The organism is Nocardia sp. NPDC050718, assembly GCF_040654235.1.
Taxonomy (GTDB): Bacteria; Actinomycetota; Actinomycetes; order Mycobacteriales; family Mycobacteriaceae; genus Nocardia.
On sequence record NZ_JBFAHQ010000007.1, the window covers coordinates 86,522 to 111,666 of the forward strand.

Annotated in this window: 25 protein-coding genes and 1 riboswitch; of the genes, 17 read left to right on the forward strand and 8 right to left on the reverse strand. The window is 71.8% G+C overall.

From position 1 onward, the window contains the following. Positions 1 to 206 precede the first annotated feature (206 nt). The 3 genes from mraZ to AB0H54_RS27700 form a co-directional block, all read right to left on the reverse strand. The gene (gene mraZ, locus AB0H54_RS27690) at positions 207 to 638 is read right to left on the reverse strand and encodes a division/cell wall cluster transcriptional repressor MraZ (RefSeq protein WP_357349461.1); all 432 of its coding nucleotides are present in this window, start codon (positions 636 to 638) and stop codon (positions 207 to 209) included. A 409-nt stretch (positions 639 to 1,047) separates the two neighbouring features. Further along, complete coding sequence (locus tag AB0H54_RS27695) at positions 1,048 to 1,476, reverse strand: DUF3040 domain-containing protein (RefSeq protein WP_355280169.1); 429 nt, start codon at positions 1,474 to 1,476, stop codon at positions 1,048 to 1,050. Positions 1,477 to 1,601: 125 nt separating this feature from the next. Further along, positions 1,602 to 2,051 (reverse strand): SAV_6107 family HEPN domain-containing protein, encoded by a 450-nt coding sequence (locus tag AB0H54_RS27700; RefSeq protein ID WP_355280167.1) that lies wholly within the window; start codon positions 2,049 to 2,051, stop codon positions 1,602 to 1,604. Between the two features lie 116 nt (positions 2,052 to 2,167). Between AB0H54_RS27700 and AB0H54_RS27705 the strand changes: the two genes are divergently transcribed. From AB0H54_RS27705 to AB0H54_RS27725, 5 genes are all read left to right on the forward strand, one after another. Next, positions 2,168 to 2,794, forward strand: a complete 627-nt coding sequence (locus AB0H54_RS27705) for an N-acetyltransferase (protein WP_355280165.1) — start codon at positions 2,168 to 2,170, stop codon at positions 2,792 to 2,794. Beyond that, positions 2,791 to 4,368: an NAD(P)/FAD-dependent oxidoreductase gene (locus AB0H54_RS27710; protein WP_357349206.1), complete on the forward strand. Its 1,578-nt coding sequence runs from the start codon at positions 2,791 to 2,793 to the stop codon at positions 4,366 to 4,368. Before AB0H54_RS27705 ends, AB0H54_RS27710 begins: the two co-directional genes overlap by 4 nt. Positions 4,369 to 4,429: 61 nt before the next feature. Continuing rightward, entirely contained in the window at positions 4,430 to 5,281 is an 852-nt protein-coding gene (locus AB0H54_RS27715; RefSeq protein ID WP_357349208.1) for a carotenoid biosynthesis protein, read from the forward strand. A gap of 134 nt (positions 5,282 to 5,415) precedes the next feature. Next, positions 5,416 to 6,162, forward strand: a complete 747-nt coding sequence (locus AB0H54_RS27720; protein WP_355280191.1) for a DUF3153 domain-containing protein — start codon at positions 5,416 to 5,418, stop codon at positions 6,160 to 6,162. A gap of 1 nt (position 6,163) precedes the next feature. Further along, the gene (locus tag AB0H54_RS27725) at positions 6,164 to 7,336 is read left to right on the forward strand and encodes a glycosyltransferase (RefSeq protein ID WP_357349210.1); all 1,173 of its coding nucleotides are present in this window, start codon (positions 6,164 to 6,166) and stop codon (positions 7,334 to 7,336) included. A 2-nt stretch (positions 7,337 to 7,338) separates the two neighbouring features. Here the strand turns inward: AB0H54_RS27725 and AB0H54_RS27730 are convergent, their stop codons facing one another. Both AB0H54_RS27730 and AB0H54_RS27735 read right to left on the reverse strand, forming a co-directional pair. Continuing rightward, positions 7,339 to 8,022, reverse strand: coding sequence for an NAD(P)-binding domain-containing protein (locus AB0H54_RS27730; protein WP_357349463.1), 684 nt, complete (start codon positions 8,020 to 8,022; stop codon positions 7,339 to 7,341). After that, positions 7,980 to 8,681 (reverse strand): hypothetical protein, encoded by a 702-nt coding sequence (locus AB0H54_RS27735; RefSeq protein WP_357349212.1) that lies wholly within the window; start codon positions 8,679 to 8,681, stop codon positions 7,980 to 7,982. Before AB0H54_RS27735 ends, AB0H54_RS27730 begins: the two co-directional genes overlap by 43 nt. 213 nt (positions 8,682 to 8,894) lie before the next feature. Beyond that, positions 8,895 to 8,987: riboswitch (SAM riboswitch) on the forward strand. Between the two features lie 21 nt (positions 8,988 to 9,008). Between AB0H54_RS27735 and AB0H54_RS27740 the strand changes: the two genes are divergently transcribed. Genes AB0H54_RS27740 through AB0H54_RS27780 form a run of 9 tightly spaced genes read left to right on the forward strand, consistent with a single transcriptional unit; the run spans position 9,009 to position 18,870 of the window. Further along, complete coding sequence (locus AB0H54_RS27740) at positions 9,009 to 9,170, forward strand: hypothetical protein (protein WP_357349214.1); 162 nt, start codon at positions 9,009 to 9,011, stop codon at positions 9,168 to 9,170. Beyond that, on the forward strand, positions 9,167 to 10,786 hold the full coding sequence (locus AB0H54_RS27745) for an ABC transporter substrate-binding protein (protein ID WP_357349216.1): 1,620 nt from the start codon (positions 9,167 to 9,169) through the stop codon (positions 10,784 to 10,786). The genes AB0H54_RS27740 and AB0H54_RS27745 overlap by 4 nt, the downstream gene beginning before the upstream one ends. 2 nt (positions 10,787 to 10,788) lie before the next feature. Then, positions 10,789 to 11,805 (forward strand): ABC transporter permease, encoded by a 1,017-nt coding sequence (locus AB0H54_RS27750; RefSeq protein WP_357349218.1) that lies wholly within the window; start codon positions 10,789 to 10,791, stop codon positions 11,803 to 11,805. A 26-nt stretch (positions 11,806 to 11,831) separates the two neighbouring features. Further along, a complete protein-coding gene (locus tag AB0H54_RS27755) occupies positions 11,832 to 12,731 on the forward strand; it encodes an ABC transporter permease (protein WP_357349220.1) in 900 nt (299 codons plus the stop codon). After that, complete coding sequence (locus tag AB0H54_RS27760; RefSeq protein WP_357349222.1) at positions 12,728 to 14,398, forward strand: ABC transporter ATP-binding protein; 1,671 nt, start codon at positions 12,728 to 12,730, stop codon at positions 14,396 to 14,398. The genes AB0H54_RS27755 and AB0H54_RS27760 overlap by 4 nt, the downstream gene beginning before the upstream one ends. Next, positions 14,395 to 15,552, forward strand: coding sequence for an LLM class flavin-dependent oxidoreductase (locus AB0H54_RS27765; protein ID WP_357349224.1), 1,158 nt, complete (start codon positions 14,395 to 14,397; stop codon positions 15,550 to 15,552). Before AB0H54_RS27760 ends, AB0H54_RS27765 begins: the two co-directional genes overlap by 4 nt. Continuing rightward, complete coding sequence (locus AB0H54_RS27770; protein WP_357349226.1) at positions 15,549 to 16,916, forward strand: NtaA/DmoA family FMN-dependent monooxygenase; 1,368 nt, start codon at positions 15,549 to 15,551, stop codon at positions 16,914 to 16,916. The genes AB0H54_RS27765 and AB0H54_RS27770 overlap by 4 nt, the downstream gene beginning before the upstream one ends. After that, entirely contained in the window at positions 16,913 to 17,722 is an 810-nt protein-coding gene (locus AB0H54_RS27775) for a DUF1684 domain-containing protein (protein WP_357349228.1), read from the forward strand. Before AB0H54_RS27770 ends, AB0H54_RS27775 begins: the two co-directional genes overlap by 4 nt. Continuing rightward, entirely contained in the window at positions 17,719 to 18,870 is a 1,152-nt protein-coding gene (locus AB0H54_RS27780; protein WP_357349231.1) for an LLM class flavin-dependent oxidoreductase, read from the forward strand. Before AB0H54_RS27775 ends, AB0H54_RS27780 begins: the two co-directional genes overlap by 4 nt. Positions 18,871 to 18,998: 128 nt before the next feature. Here the strand turns inward: AB0H54_RS27780 and AB0H54_RS27785 are convergent, their stop codons facing one another. Together AB0H54_RS27785 and AB0H54_RS27790 are read right to left on the reverse strand one after the other, a co-directional pair. After that, positions 18,999 to 19,259 (reverse strand): hypothetical protein, encoded by a 261-nt coding sequence (locus AB0H54_RS27785; protein WP_357349233.1) that lies wholly within the window; start codon positions 19,257 to 19,259, stop codon positions 18,999 to 19,001. 44 nt (positions 19,260 to 19,303) lie between these two features. Continuing rightward, positions 19,304 to 20,173, reverse strand: coding sequence for a hypothetical protein (locus AB0H54_RS27790; RefSeq protein ID WP_357349235.1), 870 nt, complete (start codon positions 20,171 to 20,173; stop codon positions 19,304 to 19,306). A gap of 227 nt (positions 20,174 to 20,400) precedes the next feature. Here AB0H54_RS27790 and AB0H54_RS27795 point away from each other — a divergent pair, with 227 nt between their 5' ends. Further along, positions 20,401 to 20,988: a DUF2867 domain-containing protein gene (locus AB0H54_RS27795; protein ID WP_357349237.1), complete on the forward strand. Its 588-nt coding sequence runs from the start codon at positions 20,401 to 20,403 to the stop codon at positions 20,986 to 20,988. On the opposite strand, the gene AB0H54_RS27800 is transcribed toward AB0H54_RS27795, so the two are convergent. Continuing rightward, the gene (locus AB0H54_RS27800; protein ID WP_355280189.1) at positions 20,978 to 21,898 is read right to left on the reverse strand and encodes a methylenetetrahydrofolate reductase; all 921 of its coding nucleotides are present in this window, start codon (positions 21,896 to 21,898) and stop codon (positions 20,978 to 20,980) included. The genes AB0H54_RS27795 and AB0H54_RS27800 overlap by 11 nt on opposite strands. A 485-nt stretch (positions 21,899 to 22,383) precedes the next feature. Here AB0H54_RS27800 and AB0H54_RS27805 point away from each other — a divergent pair, with 485 nt between their 5' ends. Further along, complete coding sequence (locus AB0H54_RS27805) at positions 22,384 to 23,412, forward strand: polyprenyl synthetase family protein (protein ID WP_355280188.1); 1,029 nt, start codon at positions 22,384 to 22,386, stop codon at positions 23,410 to 23,412. A gap of 7 nt (positions 23,413 to 23,419) precedes the next feature. After that, positions 23,420 to 25,048, forward strand: coding sequence for a phytoene desaturase family protein (crtI, locus tag AB0H54_RS27810; RefSeq protein ID WP_357349239.1), 1,629 nt, complete (start codon positions 23,420 to 23,422; stop codon positions 25,046 to 25,048). Positions 25,049 to 25,145 lie beyond the last annotated feature (97 nt).

The following is a 25,145-nucleotide window of genomic DNA, read 5'->3' on the forward strand; positions in this document are numbered from 1 at the left end:
GATACTGCCTCGCGTCGCAGACGGGTCGCCTTGCCACACAGTGCTTTTCGAATGAGATTGCGGTCTGAATGAAGCCGTTCCACCGCCCTTGCGATGGAACCGGCGAATGCGTCGAGGTCTCTGACCGAGGCGCGGCACCTGGCGTCGGGGAAGTACGTCAGGGTCCGCGCCCGGGCAGAGGCCTCGCAGCACTCGCGTGCTCCGAGCTAGAAGATCCCGCCCAGCGACTCGTCTCTGGCTTGCGCGTAGTCCTCCTCGTGCTCGGCGAGGTAGGACTCCCACGCCTGCTTGTCCCATATCTCGAGGAAGTCGACCGAACCGATCACCACGCAATCTCGCGTGAGATCGGCATAGCGTCGATGGTCCGGCGACAGCGTGATCCGGCCCTGTGCATCCGGACGTTGCTCGTCGGTGCCCGCCGCCAGCGCTCGGACGAAAGCCCTTGCCTGCGGGTTGCTTCGAGACGCCGCGGCGGCCCGCCGCGCGAGCGCGGTGAACTCGTCCCTCGGGTACACGGCCAGGCTGTGGTCTTGACCTTTGGTGACCATCAACCCTCCCGCCAGTTCGTCTCGAAACTTCGCAGGCAACGTCAGTCGCCCTTTGTCGTCCAGGCGGGGGGTGTAGGTACCGAGGAACATCTCGGCCACCTCCCTACTGGATCACCTCGCCGTACGGCCTCTCCTGTAGTGCGCGACCCACATTACCCCACTTTCCCCCACTTTCAATCGAAACCCCGGGTGATCTCGCTCCCCGCCAACACAATTCCGCAGGTCATGCCAGCTATCACCGAGATTCGGTGTTATCGCGTGTTCGGGCAACCCGCGCGGGTCGGCAACCCGTGGTTCCGACAACGTTCAGCAAACATCGCAGGTGCCACCAGCGGCGGCGCGGGCTGTGGGGGCGCGGTGGGGAACGGTGGGGAAAGTGGGGGAACCGCCCTGACCATCGATCCGGCGGCCCCACCACCGTGAAACAGGCGAAGGCGGCGCCACACCCGATCGGGTGCGGCGCCGCCTTCGATGCCGTGATGTCTCGGCTACAGCCGAGTTACTCCTGCTCGAACCTTCGACGGAAGCGATCTTCCATCCGCTCGGAGAAGCCGCCGGACTTGCGCGGACGACCGCCGCGTCCGGTCGAGCCGCCCGTGGGGCCGGAGCCCGCGCCGGGGGTCTCGGTCGAGTCCGGCCGAGCGGACCTGCGCGAGTTGCCGATCATGAGCAGCACGCCGGCACCGAACATGGCGATGAATCCGACGAGGCTGATGATCGGGAAGCCGCCCGGCTTGAACGGGGCGGCGATGCCGGCGACGAGCAGGAACAGGCCGATGGCGAACAATGCCGCCGCCTGCAGTCTGCGTCGACTCGACGTGGAGCGAAGACGTCCGCCGCGGACGGACGAGGCGAACTTCGGATCCTCAGCATAGAGAGCGCTCTCGATTTGTTCGAGCATGCGCTGCTCGTGCTCGGAGAGTGGCACGGTACCTCCCCCGGCACTAGGCGTGGCTGGTCGCCTCCGGGTAGGCGACGGGTAGCCGACCTTGGCGGCTATCTGCTCCCCATGATACGAGTTCGATCGAAGCCGTACCACCTACTCGGTGATAACTAAGCGGTCATGTCCCGGTCGCGACTCGGCTGCGGGCGTGTCTTGGCGGCGGCGACCAGCGCATCGTCGATGTCGTAGAGGAATGCGCCCACCCGTGAGCAGAACTCGTCGGCGCGGGTGTCGGTGACCGCGCGGTCCAGCCCGGCCTCCAGATCGGCCCGCAATTGCGAGTGCGCCTCGAAGTAGTCCGCCCACATCGCGAACTCGGGACTCGCGCGCCGCAGCAGCACCCAGGCGCTGCGCGAGCGCGCCCGGGGCGCCCGATCGGCGCCGGTGAGCGCGATCATCGCGCCCGCGCCGCGCAGGGCCGCCAGGTAGGCGGTGCGGAACCGCTCACCCGGGTCGTGTTCCCAGGCCGAATCGGTGAGCAGGGCGTCGGCCTGACGTAGCAGCCCGCCCGCGCGACCGTCGTGCCCCGCGTGCTCCCGACCATCGTTGCGACCAGCCATCTGCTGCCCCTTTCGCCCCTCGCACAGATCGAACAAGCATTCGAACGTTTGAATTGAGATTGAATATAGGGACACCCACCGACAACTTCCGCGCCAGCGCGCCATCGACGAGAGCCATGACAGCCGTCAAGCCGAATCACACCCCCGCACCCGTCGTCGTCGACCTCAGCGTCGCCGCCCTGCGCGCGCGCCTGCACGACGCCCTGTCGGTGTATGTCGCCGCCATGGACTATCCACGCGGCACCGAGCATCACCGCGCCCCGATGTGGACCGAGCACACCACCCGGGCGGGCTGGCGTGCCGTGGCCGCCGTGCTGCCGGACGACTCCGGCGCCGTCGACCTGCGCACCGCCCCGATCCTCGCGATCGCCTACGGCTACAGCGGCGCGCCGCGGCAGTGGTGGCATCAGCAGGTGCACACCGGGATGCGCCGCTGCGGCTGGCCCGAGGCCGCGGCCCGCGAACTGCTCGCCGACTACTTCGAACTCACCGAGTTGCACGTGCATCCGGCCGCGCAGGGCCGCGGGATCGGCTCGACGCTGCTCGAGCGGCTGCTGGCCGACCGCACCGAGGCCGCGGTGCTGTTGTCGACGCCCGAGGTGCCCGAGGAGGACAACCGGGCCTGGCGGCTGTACCGGCGGGCCGGATTCACCGACGTGATCCGCAATTTCGTGTTCGCGGGCGACACCAGGCCGTTCGCCATCCTGGGACGGCGGCTGCCGCTGCCCGCGTCCGGCGCGTGAGGACGGCAGGCACGACGGTCGTCGTCGGTTCCGGGCACAACGCGCTGGTCGCGGCCTGCTACCTGGCCAGGGCCGGACAGCGGGTGCAGGTGCTCGAACGCGACGAGGTGCCCGGCGGCGCGGTCTCGACGGTCGAGCGGTTCCCCGGCCACCTGGTGGATCGCGGGTCCTCGGCGCACATCATGATCCGGCACACCGGGATCATCGAGGAGCTCGAACTCGACCGGTTCGGGCTGCGCTACATCGACTGCGATCCCTGGGGTTTCACGCCGTCGGACGGCGTGCGCCCGCCGATCGTCTTCCATCGCGATCTCGACCAGACCTGCGCCTCGATCGCCGCGGCCTGCGGCGCGCGCGACGCCGACGCCTACCGCCGCTTCGTCGGGGTGTGGGGCGAGCGCAGCGCGCGGGTGATGCGCGCGTTCGGCGGTCCGCCGACGCCGGGCAGGCTCGTGCGCTCGTTCTGGGGGCTGGACGCGCGCGCGGGCGGCAGCGCCCTGTCCCGGGAGTTCCTGCAGACCGGGGACGCGCTGCTGGACTACTGGTTCGACGACGAACGCCTCAAGGCGTCACTGGCCTGGTTCGGCGCGCAGTCGGGCCCGCCGATGTCGGAACCCGGCTCGGCGCCGATGGCCGGTTTCGCCGCGCTCATGCACACGTTGCCGCCCGGCCGGGCCGTGGGGGGAAGTGGGGCGCTCAGCACGGCCCTGATCGCCCGGCTGCGCGCCGACGGCGGCGAGCTGCACACCGGCGACGCCGTCACCGCCCTGCGCCGCACGGGCGACGGCTGGCGGGTCACCACCGCCGCGGGCCGGAATCTGCGCGCCGACACCGTGATCGCGGGTTCGCACATCCTGGCGACCCTGGAGCTGCTGCGCGCGGGCGACTTCGACGCGGACACCCTGGACGACTGGCAGCGCCGCATCCGGGTGGGCCCCGGCATCGGCATGGTGGTGCGCCTGGCCACCGACCGGCTCCCCGACTATCCCGGCGCCACGACCGCCGAATCCGCCCGCGGCCTGCAGTTCCTCGTCTCGGACCGGAATCAGCTGCGGCGCGCGCACGGTGCCGCGGCCGGTGGTGACCTGCCGCCACGACCGGTGGTGCTGGCGATGAGCTTCAGCGCGCTCGACCCCACCATCGCGCCGCCCGGCGAGCACCAGCTGTCGCTGTGGGCGCAGTGGCATCCGTACGCGCTCGCCGACGGCAGCGACTGGGCCGACCACGCCGAACACGAGGCCGACCGGATCGTCGCGGAGGTCGAGCGGTACGCGCCCGGCTTCGCGTCGTCGGTGCGGCAGCGGTTCGTGCAGACACCCGTCGATCTGGAGCGCGAGATGGGTTTGCGCGGCGGCAATGTCATGCACGTGGAGATGTCGCTGGATCAGATGATGCTGTGGCGGCCGCTGCCGGAGTTGTCGGGGCAGCGGGTGCCGGGGGCGCCCGGGCTGTATCTGACGGGCGCGTCGACCCATCCCGGCGGCGGCGTCTCCGGTGCCAGTGGGCGCAGCGCGGCGCGGCTCGTGCTCGGCGATCGCCGGATCCGCCGGTTCTCGCTGTCGCGCGGGCGATGAGGGCCGGACTCGCGGCGCGCGGCGCGGCACCGTCGTCCCTCGTGACCGACAAGCGACACCGATGATCGGCACCCGGGGCCACCAGCTCGTCGACCGGCTCGGACAGGGCGCGGCGGTGTTCGGTCGATGGTTGCGGGCCGAGCCCGCGCGGGCGCTGCCGACCGCCACGGCGATCCTGCTGGTCCTGGTCCAGATCGCGTATCCGTTGAGCGCGGGCGTGATCCGTGACCGGATCACGATCGTCGTCGTCGCGCTGTCGGCGGCGACCGCGCTCGCGCACGCGGCGACGACGCGGGGCGGGCGCTGGGCCGCCGGGTTCTTCGTCATCGTCTCCGGGCTCGGGCTCACCGCCGAGATCGTCGGGACAGCCACCGGGTTCCCGTTCGGCGCCTACGCCTATGCCGTCGACCGGATCGGACCCGCGCTCGCCGAGGTGCCGCTGGTGGTCCCGCTGGCCTGGACCGGCGGGCTCTATCCGATCTGGATCGTCGCGGGGGTGCTCGTGCGCGGCGCGGCGGGCCGAGCCGGGCTCTTCGTGGTCGGGGCGGTCGGCTGGGATCTGTTCCTCGATCCGCAGATGGTGGCCGACGGTCAGTGGACCTGGGCGGTCACCGATGCCGGGCTGCCCGGTCTCCCCCAGATCCCGTACACCAACTACCTCGGCTGGGCGCTGGTCGCCACGCTGATGGCGGTGCTGCTGACCGTGCTCGACCGCCGGGTGCCGCCCGCGCACGACCCGTCGGTGGCGGTGCCGGTGGCGGTGTTCGTCTGGACCTGGCTCGGCTCGGGCCTCGCCCACGCGGTGTTCCTCGGCCTGCCCGCCTCCGCCTGCTGGGGTCTCGCCGGGCTCGCGCCGCTCGGCGTCCCGCTGCTGCTGCGTGCGCGGGACCTGTCCCGCGACCGCGCGCGCTGAGTCGGCGGAGTACCCGAATCCGGCGGGAAATGCCTGTTCGGCGCGGATGCGCGCGACCCGGTGGGCCCGTCGTGTGGGTTCTCGGGCCCGGGCCTGGCACGATGTCACCCGTGCAGCCGAGTCTCGTCGCCGACATGCCCACTCCGTCGCCACGTCGTCGCGTGCCCGCGCGGCGCGTCGCCGCGGTCGCCGTCCTGCTGGCGCTGCTGGTGCCCGCGCTGGCCGGGTGCCTGCGGGTGCAGGTGTCGATGGGCGTGTCGTCCAACGACCGGGTGTCGGGGCGCATCGTCGCCGCGGTGGTGCCGACCGGCCCCACCGACAAGGGCCCGCAGCTCAAGGCACCGGACCAGCTGGCCGCCAAGGTGCGCATCGAGAACTACAACCAGGACGGCTTCGTCGGCACCCAGGTGTTCTTCGACGATCTGACCTTCGGCGAGGTCGGCCAGCTCGGCGGCCTGTCGGATCAGACCCAGGGCATGTTCACCCTCGAGTTCCAGCGCACCGGCGATCTGGTGAGCCTCAAGGGCCGCGTCGACCTGGAGTCGGTGCCGCCGCAGGGCTCGGACGTGCAGTTCTCCATCGCCTTCCCGGCGCGCGTCGCCAAGACCAACGGCACCCGCGAGGGCGACAACACCGTGTCCTGGAAGCTGCCCGCCGGCGAGACCTCGACCCTGCGCGCCGAGGTGAAGTACGCCGACCCGAACACCCGCTCGTTCGCGGGCTGGGCGGGCATCGTCGGCGGCATCACCCTCGCCGTCGCCGCGCTCATCGCCGGGCTGGCCTTCCGCGACCGCAACCCCGGCCCGCCGAACGCGCCGCGCGGTGGTTTCTCACCGCAGGAGATCTGGCGCGACATCGCCGGCCGCAGGCTGGGCCGCTGACATGGGCGCGGCGGGCCGCTACCTGACCTGGGCGGGCACCGGTCTCGCCGCGCTGGGCGCGACCACCGCCGCCTACAACCTGGTCACGTTGCGCAGCCTGCCGCGCCGGGTGGCCGGCGTGATCGAACCGGTGACGGTCTGTGTGCCCGCCCGCGACGAAGCCGAGCGCCTGCCCGAACTCATCGGCGACCTGCGCGCCCAGACCGGCGTCCCCCGGCTGCGCGTGCTGATCCTCGACGACGCCTCCACCGACCGCACCTACGAGGCCGCCCTGGCCGCGGTCGGCGGTGACGACCGGTTCACCGTGCTGCGCTCGGCCGCCCACCCGGCGCCCGGCTGGACCGGCAAGGCCGCCGCCTGCGCCCGGCTCGCCGCCCGCACCGACGCGGCGGCCCTGGTCTTCGTCGACGCCGACGTCCGGCTCGCCCCGTCCGCCGTCGCCGCATCGGTCACCGAATTGCGCAGGCGCGGAGCCGGTCTGGTGTCGGCCTGGCCGGTGCAGGAGTCGGCCTCGACCACCGAGCGTCTGGTCCAGCCGCTGCTGGCGTGGGCGTGGGCGTCGACGCTGCCGGTCGGTCCGGCCAATCACAGTCTGCGCCCGTCGACCGCGGTCGCGTGCGGGCAGTTCCTCGCCGTGGACGCCGCGGCCTATCGTGCCGGTGGCGGGCACGCGGCCGTCGCCGCCAGCGCCACCGAGGATCTCGACCTGGCCAGGGCGCTGCGCCGGGCCGGGCATCGCACCGCCCTGGTCGCGGCGGGACCCAGCGCGCGCACCCGGATGTACACCGGCGCGGCCGAACTCACCGACGGCTACACCCGCTGGCTGTGGTCGGCCTACGGCGGCCGGGTCGACACGGGCGCCGCGGTGGGCGCCCTGGCGGCCCTGGCCTACTGGATTCCCCCACTGGCGGCACTGTGTGCCCGCGGCCGGGTCCGCCGCGCCGGGCTGCTCGGCTACCTCGCCGCCGTGGCGGGCCGCCTCGCCGCCCGCGCCACCGAGACCCGCCGTGCCCCCACCCGCACCGACCTCACCTCCGCGATCGCCCACCCGCTGGGCGTAGCGCACTACCTCGCGCTGTGGACCCGCTCGCACTACCGCCACCGCACCGGCACTCTGCGCTGGAAGCAGCGCCCCCTCGTCGCCCCGGAGACCGTCAGCGCACAGCAGGCCTGAGCTCAGCGGTCGACGATCCGGAACGCGAACTCGCGGCCCCTCCCCTGCCCCATCGCCAGGGTCAGCCACAGCCGCATCACGCCGTCGACGACCTCGTGATTGCCTTCGCCGACGAAGACCGGCCGCAGCCCGACCGCGACGACCAGATCCTCGACCGCCGCGCGGTCCGCGGCCGCACACGAATAGAACAGGTCCGCGGGCGCACCGTCGAACGTCGGGTCGGCGAAGGCCTCCGCGCCCAGGCTGTTGAACGCCCGCGCGTATCTGGCCGTCGGCGCGTGCTCGGCGAAGGTGGCTGCCGCGTTGGCCGGTCCGGCGCCGAAACCGTTGGTGGCGTCGAGCACCAGCTTGCCGTCGAGCGCGGCCGCGTGTTCGCGGGCGAGACCGTCGACGGCCTCGGCCGGAATCGCGACCAGCACGACCGTGCTCTCGGCGAGTGCCTCGGCGACCCCGACCCGCCCGTCACCCGGCGTGCGCGACCCGTAGACGACCCGCCGTCCCGCCGCGGCGAGCGCCGTCCCCACCGCCGTACCGACCCGACCCGTTCCGATGACTGCGATCGTCGCAGTGCTGCTGTCCATGCCGAGAACGGTAGGCGCACACCACCGATCGGCGCTTCTTCGTTCCTGACCGGTGACGCGGCTCAGGGGACCTCGGTGATGCCGATGGTCGGGAAGAAGAAGCAGGAGCGGCCCGCATTGTCGGTGGTGCCGAAGACGGCGGCCAGGACGGTGCCGCGGCCGGTGTCGACCGGGACCGCGCGGACGCCGCCGACGGGGATGGCGGCGAAGAGGAAGTCGCGGATGGCGGTCTCGGCGATCGGGCGCAGTTCGACCGGGACCTCGGGCGGGACCAGGGCGCGCACCACGTCGGCGATCGAGCCCATCGAGGCCATCCCGCCGCGGCCGGTGCTGATGTTGAGCCAGGCCACCTGCATACCGGAGGTCGCGGTGGCGGCGGTGTCCGGCGACAGGCCGTAGGGCAGGAAAGTGAACATCGTCTGCCCCGACTTCACGGCGGTGAGGTCGAGGCCGGGGACCTGCACGCTGTTGGCGGGCCACGGTCCGGGCACCGCGCCCGCGACGGCGGGCACGAGGCCGAGGCCGTCGCCGCCGCAGTTCGCGGCGACCGTCGGGTAGAGGAACGGCTGGATGCCCAGCGTTTCGAGTGTGTCGACGACGGTCCGGTACGCGCCGAGCAGGTCGCCGGGGCCCGCGGTCCGTACGGCGGGCGCATCCCTGGTTACCGTCGCGGGCGCGGCCGCCGCGGTGGGCGCGGCCAGCAGCAGCGCGGCGGCGCAGGCCGCCAGCGTGGTCAGGGTGGTGCAACGACGCGGCTCGGTCACGACGCACTCCTCATCGACGCGGAGACATCCGACGCTACGCCGGTATCCGGCGGAATCCCCGCAGGTGAGGCGCACCGATTCGTCGGCGCGTCGCGGACAGTGTGCACCAGCGCCGTCCCGGTTCCAAGCTCTGCGCTCACACTGATCCTTACCGTTGTGAAGTATCGCGGCAGTGCCACATGCTGATTCGGTACCGGCCCCTGTGGCCGGTCACAACCATCCAGAGCGACCGAGAGACCTGGCTCCACGACGTCGCAGCAACCCGCCCGTTCCGGGTGTGGGTGCTTCCGCCGGGTTCGATGGAGGAGCAACAGTGGCGATTCTGCAGTGCGGGTCCCCGACCCGATCACCGGCATCGTCCCCGTGACCGACTCCGACTACCTGAGCAGCCTCGCGCTGTTCCAGGCCGAGGTGGCGCCCGAACCGCGCCGCCGTCTTCCCCTCAATCCCCTGGCCGCAGGCCGCGAATTTCCTGGAGTCACCCCGTGATCGGTCCCCGTCATCGTCTCGCCGCCGTCGCCGGCGTCCTGGCTGTCGCCACCTCCGTGGTCGCGTGCGGCAGCGACACCGGCGGCTCGGGTGGGCAGGCCGGTCCGCCCCAGCCCGGCGGCACCCTGCGCTATGGGCTGTCCCAGGCGCCGTCGTGCTCGGATCCGGCCCAGGCCGGGTCGAACCAGACCATCTATGTCGCCCGCCAGATCGTCGACTCGCTCACCGATCAGGACCCCGAGACCGGCGCGATCACGCCGTGGCTGGCCCAGAGCTGGGAGGTCAGCCCCGACGCCAAGGTGTTCACCTTCAAGCTCGCCGACGGCGTCACGTTCAGTGACGGCACCCCGCTGACCGCGGATTCGGTGCGCGACACCTTCGACGCGATCATCAAGCTCGGTGGCGCGAAGGCGCCGCTCGGTGCGAGCTACCTGACCAACTACGTCGGCACGACCGCGGTCGACAAGCTCACCGCCCGGGTCGAGTTCAGCCAGCCCAATGCCCAGTTCCTGCAGGCGTCCTCGACCCCGCAGCTCGGCATCCTGGCCCAGGCGACCAATGCCAAACCGGCCGAGGCCCGGTGCGCCGGCGACAACATCGGCAGCGGCCCGTTCACCTACGCGGCCTACAAGCAGGACGTCTCGGTGACCCTGGCCAAGCGGGCCGGATACCGCTGGGGCTCGGCGGTGTTCGGGCATCAGGGCGAGGCCTACCTGGACCGGATCGAATTCACCGTCGTCCCCGAGTCCGGCGTGCGCACCGGCAGTCTGGTCTCCGGCCAGCTCGACGCGATCAGCGACGCGCTGCCCCAGGACGCGCCGCAGATCGAGGCAGTCGGCGGCCGGATCCTGTCCACCTCGAACCCCGGCACGCCGTTCGGTTTGCAGCTCAACGTGAATCGCGGACCCCTGCGCGACCCGGCGGTGCGCCAGGCGCTGCTGCCCGCGTTGGATCGCCAGCAGCTCGTCGACACCGTGCTCGGCCCGCAGTTCAAGTTCGCGACCTCGTCGCTGGCCTCGGCGACCCCCGCCTACGCCGATCTCTCGGCCAAGCTGCCCAACGATCCGGCCAAGGCCAAGTCGATCCTGGACCAGGCGGGCTGGACGCCCGGGGCCGACGGCATCCGCGCGAAGAACGGTGAGCGCCTGAGCTTCTCGGTGACCTTCAGCCAGGTCTTCGCGGGCAACCAGGCGATCCTCGAGCTGGTGCAGCAGCAGCTGCGCCAGGTGGGCGTGGAGCTGAAGCTCGATCTGGTCTCCGGCCCGGAGAGCACCGCCAAGATGAACTCCAAGGACTACGACTCCTTCTACGGCAACTCCACCCGCGCCGACGGCGACATCCTGCGCACCTCGTTCTCGCTCACCGGCCGCAACCTCAACGCGCGCGGTCCGATCCCGGCGCTGGACGAGACCCTGGACAAGCAGCTCGCCACCAACGATCCCGCGGCCCGCGCCGCGCTGATCAAGACCGCGCAGCAGCAGATCCTCGACAACGGCCTCTACGTCCCGACCGTCGAGCTGTCGCAGGCGATCGGCGCGGCCGCGAACACCCAGGACCTGAAGTTCGAGGCCTCGGCCCGGCTGCAGTTCTTCGACACCTGGCTGAGCGGGCGCTAGCCATGGGCCGCTATGTGGGTTCGCGCGTGCTGCAGGCGATCTGGGTGATGTGGGCGGCGTTCACCATCTCCTTCGTCGTGCTGTATCTGCTGCCCGCCGACCCGGTGTCGATGGCCGCCGACGGCGGCGGCCCCGGCAGCGCCGTCGACAAGGCGGCGATCGCGGAACTGCAGGCCCGCTACGGGCTGGACAAGCCCCTGTGGGAGCAGTACGTGACGGCGCTGGGCAACGCGGTGACCGGTGATCTCGGCCGGTCCATCAGCACCGGGCAGCCGGTCACCGACGCCCTGCTCGACGTGCTGCCCGCCACCCTCGGCTTGGCGGCGCTGGCTCTGCTGTTCGCCACCCTCGGCGGCGTGGTGCTGGCCTTCGCCGCCACCTACACCCGTCGTCCGTGGCTGCGCAACACGCTCAGCGCGCTGCCGCCACTGGGTGTGTCGGTGCCGACGTTCTGGACCGGCCTGATCCTGTTGCAGCTGTTCTCCTTCCGGCTGCACTGGTTCCCGGCGTTCGGTGGGACCGGGCTGCGCGGCACCCTGCTGCCCGCGCTGACCCTGGCGCTGCCGATCGGCGCGGTGATCACCCAGGTCCTCGCGGCCGGCTTGCAGCAGACCTGGCGGCAGCCGTTCACCGAGGTGGCGCTGGCCAAGGGCGCGTCGCGCTGGTGGGTGCAGCGGCGCCACGTCGCCCGGCTCGCCGCCGTTCCCGCGTTCACCATCGCCGGCGTGCTGGTCGGCACCATGCTGGCCGGCTCGGTGGTGGTGGAGTCGGTGTTCGCCCGCGCGGGGGTGGGCAGGCTGACCCAGACCGCCGTGCTCAATCAGGACATCCCGGTGGTGCAGGGCGTTGTGCTGCTCTCGGCGCTGATCTTCGTCGTGGTGAATCTGACGGTCGATCTGCTCTATCCCCTGCTCGATCCGCGCATCACCGGCGCCGGGAGCAGGCGTGCCAAGGCCCGTTCCGGCGCGCTCCCCGACACCGAGGCCGACGTCGCCGCGAAGGCGGCGCACAGTGCCTGACCCCACCGAGACCGAAGGGAACACCCATGGTTGACATCCTCGTGCGCCGTGGCTCGGTCGCCGAGCGGCCCGGCACGGCCGACGACAGCACCGCGTGGACGCGACGGGCCGCCGAGCTCGCGCGCTGGGTCCGTGGACATCTGGGCCTGGCGCTCGCGGTCCTCGTGCTCGCCGTCGCGATCGGCTGGGCGGTGGCGCCGTCGGTGTTCGCGCCCGGCGACCCGCTGACCGGCGTGCCCGCCGAGAAGTTCCAGGCGCCCAGCGCGGCGCACTGGTTCGGCACCGACAATCTCGGCCGCGACCTCTACACCCGGATGGTGCACGGCGCCGGGCTCTCGCTCACCGCGACCCTGACCGCCGTCGGCATCGCCCTGGTGGTCGGCTCGCTGCTGGGGCTGCTCTCCGGCGCGGCGGGCGGGATCGTCGACACCGCGATCATGCGGGTCGTCGACGTGCTGCTCTCGATCCCCGCGCTGCTGCTGTCCCTGGCGCTGGTGACCGCGCTGGGCTTCGGCACCCGCAATGTCGCGCTGGCCGTCGGCATCTCGCTCATCGCGAACTTCGCCAGGCTGATGCGCTCGGAGGTGCTGCGGGTGCGGCACGCGCCGTACGTGGAGGCGGCACACGCGTCCGGGGTGCGCTGGTACGCGGTGCTCGCCAAGCACGTGCTGCCCAATGCGTTCCAGCCGGTGCTGGCGCTGGCGGCCGTGGAATTCGGCATGGCCGTACTGGCGGTGTCCTCGCTGAGCTTCCTCGGCTACGGCACCAAACCACCCACCCCCGAATGGGGTTCGCTGATCTCGGAGGGTCGCAACTTCCTCGCCTCGGCGTGGTGGCTGACGACGCTGCCGGGTCTGGTCATCGTCGCGGTCGTGCTCTCGGCACAGCGCCTCGGCCGATATGTCGGAAAGGCGGAGACCCGATGAGCGAATCGGCGGCCACGCACACCACAACGGACGCTTCCGCGACACCGACCGGTCCCCTCCTGCGGGTCGACGAGTTGCGCATCGCGTACCGCGCGAGTTCCGGCCCGGTCGACGCCCTGCGCGGCGCCTCGATCGAGGTCGGCCGCGGCGAGGTGGTGGCGCTGGTCGGGGAATCCGGCTCGGGCAAGTCCACCCTGGCGCACGCGGTGATCGGCCTGCTCGGCGAATCCGCGCGCTACGTCTCCGGCGGGATCGAGTTCGCCGGTGAGCCGGTCGACCCCAGCGACGAGAAGGCCCTGCGACGCCTGCGCGGCGCCCGGGTCGGGCTGGTGCCCCAGGACCCAGGTCTCTCGCTGAATCCGGTCCTGCGCGTGGGCGATCAGGTGGCCGAGGCACTGCTGGTGCATCGGCTGGCCGATCGGCGCGGCGCCCGGTTGCGGGCCCTGGACCTGCTCACGGAAGTCGGCCTCGACCGCCCCGAGCTGCGCGCCCGGCAGTATCCGCACGAGCTGTCCGGCGGCCAGCGCCAGCGGGTGCTGATCGCCATCGCGCTGGCCTGCGGTCCGGAGCTGATCATCGCCGACGAACCCACCAGCGCGCTGGACGCGACGGTGGCCCGGCAGGTGCTGGACCGGCTGGCCGAACGGATCGCCGCCCGCGGCACGGCCGTGCTGCTGATCACCCATGATCTGGCCGTCGCCGCCGAGCGGGCCGATCGGCTGGTGGTGCTCGAAAGGGGCGAGGTGGTCGAATCCGGCCCGGCGGCACAGGTTCTCACCCATCCGCAGCACCCGTACACGCGCCGGCTGCTGGCCGCCTCCCCCGCGCTCGCGCCCGCCGAATTCCGGCCGCCGCGCACCAGAGCCGACTCGCCGCTGCTGTCGGTGCGGGCCCTGCACAAGCGGTTCCACGCGGCCGATGTCACCGCGGTCGACGATGTCGAGTTCACCCTCGACCGGGGCGAGACACTCGCGCTGGTCGGCGAATCCGGCTCGGGCAAGTCCACCACCGCGCGAATCGCGCTGCGGCTGACCGAACCCGACAGCGGCACCGTGACCTTCGACGGGCACGACCTCACCAGCGCGCGCAGGCGCAGGCTGCGCGAGCTGCGCAGGCGCTTCCAGGTGGTGTACCAGAACCCGTACTCGTCGCTGGATCCGCGCTGGCAGGTCGGCGACATCATCGCCGAACCGCTGCACGCCTACGGCGTCGGCGACCGCGCCGCGCGCGCCCGCCGGGTGGGCGAACTGCTCGACCAGGTCGCGCTGTCGGGCGAGTTCACCGCGCGCAGGCCCGCCGAACTGTCCGGTGGCCAGCGCCAGCGCGTCGCCATCGCCCGCGCCCTGGCCCTGCGGCCGGACCTGCTGGTGCTCGACGAGCCGGTCTCGGCGCTGGACGCCTCGGTGCAGGCGCAGATCCTCGACCTGCTCGACGGGCTGCAGCAGGAACTCGCGCTCGGCTATCTGTTCATCTCCCACGATCTGGCCGTCGTCCGGCAGATCAGCGATCGGGTGGCGGTGATGCGGCACGGTCGCATCGTCGAGACGGGCCCGACCGCCACCTTGTTCACCGATCCGCGGCACGACTACACGCGCGAACTGCTCGCCGCGATCCCCACGCCGGGCGTGCGGATCGACCCTCTCGACGGAAAGGACCTCACCCGATGAGCGAGAACGCCCTGTTCCTCGGTATCGAGACCGCGGGCACCGGAACGCATCCCGCGTCCTGGCGACGCGCGGACTCGCGTGCCGAGGACCTGTTCACGGCGGGCTACTGGATCGAGGTGGTGACGCGTGCCGAACAGCTCGGCGCCGACGCCGTGTTCCTGCCCGACGCGTTCGGCCTGCAGGACGGCGGCACCGCGGTGACCCGCGGCAGGCTCGACGCCGTCGCCATCGCCGCCCGCGTCGCGCCGCGCACCCACCGGATCGGGCTGATCCCGCAGGCGCCGGTCACCCACACCGAACCGTTCCACGTGTCCAAGGCGATCGCCGCGCTCGATTTCGCGAGCCTGGGCCGGGCCGGCTGGGAAGTCGGTGTCTCGACCACCGCCACCGAGGCGAAGGCGTTCGGCCGCAAGCTGGTCCAGGACGCGGCCGACCTGTGGCACGAGGCCGACGACGCGGTCGAGGTGGTGACCCGGCTGTGGGACAGCTGGGAGGACGACGCCGAGATCCGCGACGTCCCCACCGGCCGGTTCATCGACCGGGATCGCCTGCACTACATCGACTTCGCCGGTGACCACTTCTCAGTCAAGGGCCCGTCGATCACCCCGCGCTCGCCGCAGGGCCAGCCCCTGGTCACGGTGCGCGCCGACGAGACCGCGGCCACCGATGTCGCGGTCCGGCGCGCCGACCTGCTCCGGATCAGCGCGCCCGATACGGCGACGGCCGCCGACCGCCGCGTCGCCCTGCGCGCCGCCGTCGCCGCGGCGGGCCGTGATCCCGACACGGTGCGCGTCCTGCTGGATCTGCCGGTGCACCTGGCCGATTCGGCCGAGCTCGCCCGTGCCGAGGTCGACGAGCTGGACCGATGGGCGGGCACGACCGGCGACCCGTCCGGCCTGCGGCAGGTGGGCACCGCGGCCGAGCTGCGCGACCTGCTCGCCGCGATCGCCGCCGACGACATCGCCGACGGCGTCGTCCTGCGCCCACTGGCGCTGCACGCCACCCTGACCGCACTCCGCCCGATCGGATCCGGCGCCGGTGCGGTCGATCCCGAGGCCACCGCGACAGCTCGGCGCCCCACGCTGCGCGAGCGCCTCGGACTCCCCCGCCCGACCAGTCGCTACGCCCAGAGCACGCAGGGAGCCGCGCTGTGAGCACGAAGCCACGCAAGCAAGTCCACCTCGCCGCGCACTTCCCCGGCGTCAACAACACCACCGTCTGGGCCGATCCGGCGTCGAGGTCGCAGGTCGATTTCGCGTCCTTCGAGCACCTGGCCCGCACCGCCGAACGCGGTCTGTTCGACTTCTTCTTCCTCGCCGAGGGCCTGCGGCTGCGCGAACACCGCGGCCGCATCCACGATCTCGACGTGGTGGGCAGGCCGGACACGCTGACCGTGCTCAACGCGGTCGCCGCGGTCACCGAGAAGCTCGGGCTCGCGGGCACCATCAACAGCACCTACAACGAGCCGTTCGAGCTGGCCAAGCAGTTCGCCTCGCTCGATCACCTCTCCGGCGGACGCGCCGCCTGGAACGTCGTCACCTCCTCCGACGCGTTCACCGGCGAGAACTTCCGGCGCGGCGGCTATCTGGAGCACCGCGACCGCTACCGCCGCGCCGCCGAGGTGGTTCAGGCGACCAAGACACTGTGGGACAGCTGGCCCGCCGACGCGCTGGTGATCGACCGGGAGCGTGGCGTCTTCGCCGACGACGTGCCCGCCACGGCCGTGCGCAGCAGCCAGTTCGACCTCGAGGCGCCGTTCGTGCTGCCGCCGAGCCCGCAGGGGCATCCGGTGCTGTTGCAGGCGGGCGATTCCGACGAGGGCCGCGAGTTCGGCGCCGAGGCCGCCGACGCCATCTTCACCGTGCACGGCACCCTCGAGGCCGGGCAGGCGTTCTACGCCGACATCAAGGGCAGACTGGCGAAATACGGCCGCTCCCACGACGAACTGCTGGTCTTCCCGGCGGCGACGTTCGTGCTCGGCGACACCGAGGCCGAGGCGCACGAGCGGGCCAGGCACATCCGCTACCAGCAGGTGAGCCCGCAGACCGCCCTCGCCTTCCTCGAACAGGTGTGGGGCCGTGACCTTTCCGGCTACGACCCCGACGGCCCGCTGCCCGACCTCGAGCCCGACACGACGACCGAGATCACCCGCGGCCGGGTGCGGCACGCGAAAGATCCACTGGCCGTGGCGAAGGCGTGGCGCGCGCAGGCCGAGGCCGGGAACCTGAGCATCCGCGAACTGATCATCGAGGTCACCGCGCGGCAGCAGTTCATCGGCACCCCGGTCCAGGTCGCCGAGCAGATCGACCACTACGTGCAGTCCGACGCGGCCGACGGCTTCATCCTCGTCCCGCACCTCACGCCCGCCGGGCTCGACGAATTCGTCGACCGGGTGGTGCCGGAACTGCAGGAACGCGGCAGTTTCCGCACCGAGTACCAGGGCACCACGCTGCGCGACCACCTCGGTCTGCGTCATCCCCATCACCCCACCGTCGCCGAAGGAGCACGCGCGTCATGACGATCACCGTCGATACCACCAGCACCGCAACCACGTTCACCGACGACTGGCACCGCTGGCACGATGCCCGCGAGGACGGCCTGCGCGACCCGCTGGGCTGGCTCAGCCTGGCCGGCCTGCACTGGCTCACCGACAGCCCCGCCCGCATCGACGGCCTGCCCGGCACCTGGTGGGTGACCGACGAGAAGGTGTTCATCACCGCCCAGCCCGCCGACCGGCTCGATGTCGACGGTGAGCGGATCGGCGGCGTGCAGATCCTGGTCCCCGCCGAGGGCGCGCCCGGACTGAGTGTGTTCAACGAGGAGCGGGTCTTCGAGGTGATCCGCCGCTCCGGGCAGTTCGCGGTGCGGGTGCACGACCCGGCCGCGCCGACGCTGGCCGCGTTCACCGGGGTCCCCGCCTACGCCGCCGATCCGCGCTGGGTCGTCACCGGACGGTTCACCGCGTTCGACACCGCGCGCACCGTCACCACCGGCGCGGTCGTCGACGGGCTCGAGCACCACCACCGTGCCGCGGGCATCGTCGAATTCCGGATCGGCGACACCACCGAGACGCTCGTCGCCTTCGGCACGCCCGCGGATCTGAAAGTGCTGTTCACCGACGCCACCAGCGGCGTCACCACCTACCCGGCGGCGCGGTCGCTGGCGATCGGGGCGGTCGAGGCCGACGGCATCGTGACGCTGGACTTCAACCGGGCGGTCAACCTGCCGTGCGCCTTCACCGACTACGCGACATGCCCGGTCGCGCCGGCCGAGAACCGGCTGCGGGTGGCGATCGAAGCGGGAGAACAGGATCCGACGCTGTGACCGTTCCGCTGTCGATCCTCGACCTCTCGCCGATCAGCGCCGGGTCCTCCGCCGCGCAGGCCGTGCGCAACACCCTCGATCTGGCCCGGCGGGCCGAACAGTGGGGCTACCACCGGTATTGGCTGGCCGAGCACCACTTCGTGTCGGTGGCCAGTTCGTCGTCGCTGACCCTGCTCGGCCTCGTCGCCGCCGCCACCTCGCGCATCCGGGTCGGCACCGGCGCGGTGCAGGTGGGCCACCACACCTCCGCCTCGATCGTCGAGGCGTTCGGCACCGTCGACGCGGTGGCCCCGGGCCGGCTGGATCTGGGGCTGGGCCGGTCCGGGCATCGGCGCAGTCAGTTCGGTGCCGAGGTCTCGACCACCAAGGGCGGCCGGCCGGTGCTCGACGCCCTCGTCGGGCGCACCGAGATCCGTGACGGGGTGGTGGTGCCGCCGCCGTTCGATCCGCGCGGGATCACCGACCGGTCCAAGTTCATCGCCTCGCTCGCGGCACTGCAGCAGCCGGGCGCGGAGGCGCAGGCTTTTCCCGAGCAGGTCGGCGAGGTGCGCGCGCTGCTGGCGGGCAGCTACGTCGGCTCCAACGATGTTGCGCTGCACGCCGTTCCGGGTGAGGGCGCCGAGGTGGAGCTGTGGTTGTTCGGCAGCACGGCCGGGGAGAGCGCCGAACTGGCGGGTCGCCTCGGGCTGCCGTTCGCCGCGGCCTACCACGTCGCTCCCGGTACCGCGCTGGACGCGGTCGAGGCGTACCGGGCGGCCTTCCGGCCCTCGGCCACCCTCGCCGAACCGCACGTGATCGTCTCGGCCGACGTGGTCGTCGCCGCCGACGAGGCCACCGCCCGCCACCACGCCGGGACCTACGGCCACTGGGTGCACAGCATCCGCAGCGGTTCCGGCGCGAGCGAATACCTCGACCCCGACACCGCCGCCCCGCTCACCCCCGACCAGCTCCGCCTCGTCGAGGACCGCCTGGCCGCCCAGATCGTCGGCACCCCCGACACCGTCACCGAACGCCTCCAGGCCCTCGCCACCCTCACCGACGCCACCGAACTCCTGGTCACCACCATCACCCACCACCACCACGACCGCCTGGAGTCCCACCGCCTCCTGGCCGACGCCTGGGGCCTTCGCCCCGCCCGCGCGGCCTGAGTCCGTTGGAAGGTGGGATCGCGACACGCTGCGGCCCACCTTCCAACGCCCGCGAAACATGTGGCAACGCAACCACCTGACCAAACCGGGGTGTCTCGATGCCCGCCCGCACCCCCGAGCGCGTGCGCTCAGTCGAAGATCTCGGCAGCGGATTCGATCTCGAGCGCACGACGCAGCCACCGGTCGAGCTGAATCAGATCTCGGCACTGCTCGATCCGAGCTCGCTGCGCCTCGAAAACAGCGAGTCGACGCACCGTGAGCACAGTGATCACACTGTCCGCGGTGGCTTCGGCAGCACCTTGCGCGAACCCTTCGGCCTGGGCTTCCATTCGCCTGGCTGTACCGCACTCGCGGGACAGCCAGTCTTCATCCTCGTAGTCGATCGTCACCACTCCTCGTGTCACGGAACGACGTGCATCGGAGGGGACTGCGATCAGTCGAGGATGTCCGCGGTCGTGGCGGCGTCGATCGCGCGGGTCAGCCAGGTATCGAGCTGAGCCAGGTCTCGGCAACCCTCGATCCGCGCTCGCTGCGCATCGGAGACCGCGATTCGACGGGTACGGAGGATGGTGAGGATATTGGCGGCTGTGGTTTCCTCGCGGGCTTCTTGTCGGCCCTGCTCGACGTACTTGCGGGCGATCCGGCCCTGGTATTCGTAGGTCATCGTCATCAATTCCTCCAACCGTCGGCTGGCCGCCTCGGACAACACCTCATCGACCAGGTCATGGTACATCCGCGCACGTTCGTCGTCGGTCTTCGTCAGGCCGACGAGGAGGGCGGTGAAGACCTCGTCGGAGTGGGGTCCGTTGCCGTGCGCCATGGCCGAGAGGACGGCGCGTTCCGGGGAGGACGCGGCCTCCATGGGGTCGGTCACCAGCGGCACGCGGTCCGGGCCGACGACGAGGGGGCGCAGGGCGAAACCCGGGTGGCCGATATCGATCGGTGCGCCCGCCCAGGCGGCCACGCGGGTGTTGGGCACGACGACCAGAAGCACTACGGGACAGCGCAATCGGGCGCGCAGGGTGGTCAGGTAGACCGGCCAGCTCCATTGCTTGTGCGGCTTCTCCGAGAGCTGGACCTCGACGCAGATGCCGAGGACGGCCACACCGTCGGCGTCGTGCAGACTCAGCGCGAGATCGCCACGGAACTCCTTGGGGCCGATATCGGAGAAGTCGCATTGCTCGGTGGTCGCTCCGGTGTAGCCAGGAACGGGGACATCGCAGACATCGGCGATGAGGGTGGCGGCCAAGGTGAGATCCGCGCGGAACAATTCCAGGACACCTTCGTGCAGGTAACTGGGCATGCCGGGCACCCTAGGTCACGAATTCCGTGATGCGCCAACAGCGTTCGGCGAGTCTGGTGTGCCGCGCCGTTGCTGTACGAATTGCCCGGAGTCGTGTCGACTCGGACACGAACGTGTCCGCGGCCCGCACGCGCCGACACTCCACCGCTGCCCGGATCGGATCTATACGCAGGCGTACAACAGGGGTACGCTCTTTCCATACGCATCCGTACGGAGAGAGGGTTCTCATGCGAGTTCCGACAGTGGCGCACAGCGGGCGGGCGTGGCGCATTCACGGGATCACGCCGGATTTCGAGGTCGAGGATGTGTGGCGGTTTCGGACGCCGGGCGGGCGGGCCGGGGATTTTCCGGCATTGCTGCGGGCGTTGCAGGCGGCACGGGCCTCCGAGTCGTCCGGCGTCACCGGGGTGTTGTTCAGGATCCGCTGGAAGCTCGGTGAGGTGTTCGGGTGGGATCGGGAGGCGGCGGGCACGGGCACGCGGGTGGCCTCGCTGCGGGATCGGCTGCCCGCCGACCTGCGGGAGACGCCCCGTCCCGAGGACGCGGACAGCCCGTTCACCAGCCTGTACACCCTCGACGACGAATACGCCGCCGAGATCGCCAACGGCACCATGCACGGGGTGATGCACCTGGGGTGGGTGCCCGACGACGACGGGCCCGGCTACCACCTGCAGATGGCGGTGCTGGTGAAACCGAACGGATGGTTCGGGCGCGCCTACATGGCCTTCATCAAGCCGTTCCGGTACCTGATCGTCTATCCGGCGATGACCAGGAACTGGGAGCGGGTATGGACCGAGCTGACGCTCACGCGCTGAGCGGGGCCGCCGTCACGCCGTAGCCGAGGTTGGTGAGGACCTCGCTGGTCGCCTTCGCGAAGTTCAGGGTGATGAAGTGCAGGCAGGGGGCGCCCTCGTCGATCAGGCGCTGGGCCATCTCGGTGGCGATCTGGATGCCCTCGGCGCGCACGGCCGCCTTGTCCTCCTCCGGGCCGGTGCCCGCGGCGCGGGTCAGCCGGGCCAGCACCGACGGCTCGAGCGGACGACCGCACAGCTCCTCGGCACGCTGCACGGTGCGCAGCGAGGTGATCGGCATCAGCTCGGGGATGATCGGCTTGGCGCCCTCGACCGGGTCCATCGCCACCACCCGGTCGCGCAGCCGCAAGTAGTGCTCGACGTCGAAGAACATCTGGGTGATCGAATACTCCGCACCCGCACGCAGTTTCGCGGCCAGCTGCCGGGTGTCGTGGTCGAGGTCGGGCGAGCGGTGGTGCCCCTGCGGGAACGAGGCGACACCGACGTGGAAATCACCCAGGTCGCGCACGATGCGGACCAGTTCCTCGGCGTACTCGACGCCCTCGGGATGCTTGCGCCACTCGCCGAGCGGATCGCCCGGGGGGTCGCCGCGCAGGACGAGCAGGTTGCGGATGCCGGAGTCGGCGTAGGAGCCGACCAGCGCGCGCAGCTCGTCGATGCTGTGCCCGACGGCGGTGAGGTGGGCGACGGGGAGCAGCGTGGTCTCGGTGGCCAGCTCACCGGTGATCCGCACGGTGCGGTCCTTGGTGGAGCCGCCTGCGCCGTAGGTCATCGACACATAGGCCGGGTGCATGCACTCGAACTCGCGGACCGCGCGCCACAGCCGGGCCTCGCCCGCCGCGTCGCGGGGCGGGTTGAACTCCACGGAGAAGGGCACGCCGCTGCCCGAGTGGGCACGCAGGCTCTGCACCACCGAGGGGGTGTTCGAGACGATCGACTGCTTCCGGGCGGGTCGATCAGGGGTCGAACGTCCCCGTCCATCGTCGAATGTCACCGGTTCAGTGTAGTGGTGCGCCCCGACGCCGCGGCGCCGACCGGGAATCGACGGCCGCGGCCACCCGAAATCGGGCACGGACCAGCCGCTCGACCGTCAAGTCCGCTGAACGTGGCCTGCGCGCCACTCAGACGCCGCCGAAACGCCGGGTGTGGGGTCGGTCGCAGCGGCCCTGTGCGCCGACGACACCCCCGCGCCACCCGCGTATTCTGCGACAGAACCCCGGTGATCGCGCCGCCGCGTGCGATCGGCGTCCATCCGCTCGCCCACTCCCGCACCTGGAGGCCACCCTGTCCGCCGGAATCGGTACCCCGCTGTCCCGGTCCGTCGCCGACACGTCGGAGACGGTCGATCTCGCCACGCTCACGCCGGGCACGCCCGCGTTCGTCGCCGCGGTCGAGCAGGTGCTTGCCGATTTCTTCGCCTCGCGGCGCGAGATCGTCGAGCCGCTCGGGCCGGTCTTCGTCGACGCCGCCCTGGCGCTGGAACAGTTCGTCATCCGGGGCGGTAAGCGCACCCGGCCGGGCTTCGCCTGGACCGGCTGGCTGGGCGCCGGCGGCGATCCGGCCGGACCGGACGCGGCCGCGGTGCTCACCGCCTGCGCGGCGCTGGAACTGGTGCAGGCGTGCGCGCTGGTGCACGACGACATCATCGATTCCTCGCAGACCCGGCGCGGCTACCCGACCGTGCACATCGAGTTCGAGGACCGGCATCGCGCGGCGGGCTGGCCCGGCGACGGCGCCGAGTACGGCCGGGCCGTCGCCATCCTGATCGGCGATCTCGCCCTGGCCTGGGCAGACGACCTGGTGCACGAGGCCGGGCTCGCCCCCGCCGCGCTGGCCAGGTTCGCCCCGGTCTGGGCGCGGATGCGCACCGAGGTGCTGGGCGGGCAACTGCTCGACATCAACGGCGAGGCGGGCGGCGACGAATCGGTGGAGGCCGCGCTGCGGATCAACCGGTACAAGACCGCCGCGTACACCATCGAGCGCCCGCTGCACCTGGGCGCCGCGCTGGCCGGCGCCGACGACGCCCTGGTGGCGGCGCTGCGCACCTACGGCACCGACGTCGGCATCGCCTTCCAGCTGCGCGACGACCTGCTCGGCGTGTTCGGCGACCCCGCCGTCACCGGCAAGCCGTCCGGCGACGACCTGCGCGAGGGCAAGCGCACCGTGCTCATCGCGGAGGCGCTGCGGCGCGCGGAGCCGGAGCCCGCGGCCCTGATCCGCACCGGGCTCGGCACCGATCTCGACGACGCGGCGGTCGACCGGCTGCGCGCGCTGCTCACCGAGCTCGGCGCGGTCGACGAGGTCGAGCGCCGGATCACCGAGCTCACCGACACCGGCCTGCGCGCGGTGGCCACGAGCAGCGCCACCGCGCAGGCCAAGCGGTTACTGCACGACATGGCGCTGGCCGCCACCCGCCGCACCGCCTGAGCCCGCGATGAGAAGCGTTGTGGGACAGACGAATCATGTCGTCGTGGTCGGCGCGGGGCTGGCCGGGCTGGCCGCCGCGCTGCATCTGCGCGGCGCTGGCCGCGAGGTGACCGTGCTCGAACGGGCCGATCATCCGGGCGGCCGGGTCGGGCGCTACCGGTTCGGCGACTACGAGATCGACAACGGGGCCACCGTGCTCACGCTGCCGGAGCTGATCGACGAGGCGCTGGCCGCGGTCGGGCAGACGCGGGAAGACGTGGGCCTGCGCATCCACCGCCTCGCGCCCGCCTATCACGCGCGCTACGCCGACGGCACCGACATCCGCGTCTTCGACGACGCCGAGGCGATGGCCGCCGAGGTGGCCGCGACCTGCGGACCGGCCGAGGCCCGCAACTACCGGCGGCTGCGCGGCTGGCTGGGGCGGATCTACGACGCCGAATACACCGAGTTCATGGACGCGAACTTCGATTCGCCGCTGGACCTGGTGCGCAGCGCGTCCGCACGGGCCGGGCTGACCACGCTCGCCCGCCTCGGCGGCTTCGGCAAGCTGGGGCCGCGGGTGCGGTCCTATCTGCGGGACGAGCGGCTGGCCCGGCTGTTCACCTTCCAGGCGCTCTACGCGGGCACGGTGCCGGACAAGGCGCTGGCGCTCTACGGCGCGATCCCCAACATGGATACCTGCCTCGGCGTCTACTTCCCCGAGGGCGGCATGCGCGCCATCACCAACGCGCTCGCCGACGCGTTCACCGCGGCGGGCGGCAATCTCGTGCTCGGGGCCGAGGTCGTCGGCGTCGACTACACGACCGGCGCCGGGTCGTCGCCCGAACGGTCTCCGGACTCGAGCACCGGGCGTCCCCGGTCTCGCGCAGGCCGCCGCCGCGCATCGGCGGTGCGCACCGCCGACGGCCGCGCTGTCGCCTGCGACGCCGTCGTGCTGACCGCCGATCTCGGGTCGCTGCCCCGGTTCGGTCTGCGGTATCGACGCGGGCTGCGGGCGTCGCCGTCGGCCGTGGTCGCGCATGGCACCGTGCCCGCCGAGGTCGCCGCGCGGTGGCCGGTGCAGGCGCATCACACGATCGATTTCGGCGCCGCCTGGGCCACGACCTTCACCGAGATCTCCGCGCGCCGCGGCCGCGGCCGGGTGATGAGCGACCCGTCGCTGCTGCTGACCAGGCCCGCGCTGACCGATCCCGGGCTCTACGTCGACCGGGCCGACGGCAGGCACGAACCGTTCTCGCTGCTCGCGCCGTGCCCCAATCTGGACGCCGCGCCGCTGGACTGGGACCGCCTCGCCCCCGCCTATCTGCGCGAGCTGCTGGCGGAGCTGGAGCGGCGCGGCTACACCGGCATCGCCGAGCATTTCCGGATCGACCACGTCGACACCCCGGTCACCTGGGCGGCGCGGGGCATGATCGCGGGCACACCGTTCTCGGTGGCCCACCTGTTCCGCCAGACCGGTCCGTTCCGGCCGCGCAACCTGCCAAGGGGCGTGGACAACGTCGTTCTCGCAGGTTGCGGCACCACTCCGGGGGTGGGTGTACCCACCACGTTGCTGTCGGGCAAGCTGGCCGCGGTACGAATCACCGGCAGCCGGACGCGCAACGCCACCGACCACCGGGCTAGTGTTCCAAGGTGAAGCCGTAAACTGACGGCCGACTTATCAGCTCGCGGTTGCGACCGCCGACCATCCGGGGGGACCGACCGAACATGCCGCCCCCTGAGACGACCGTAGG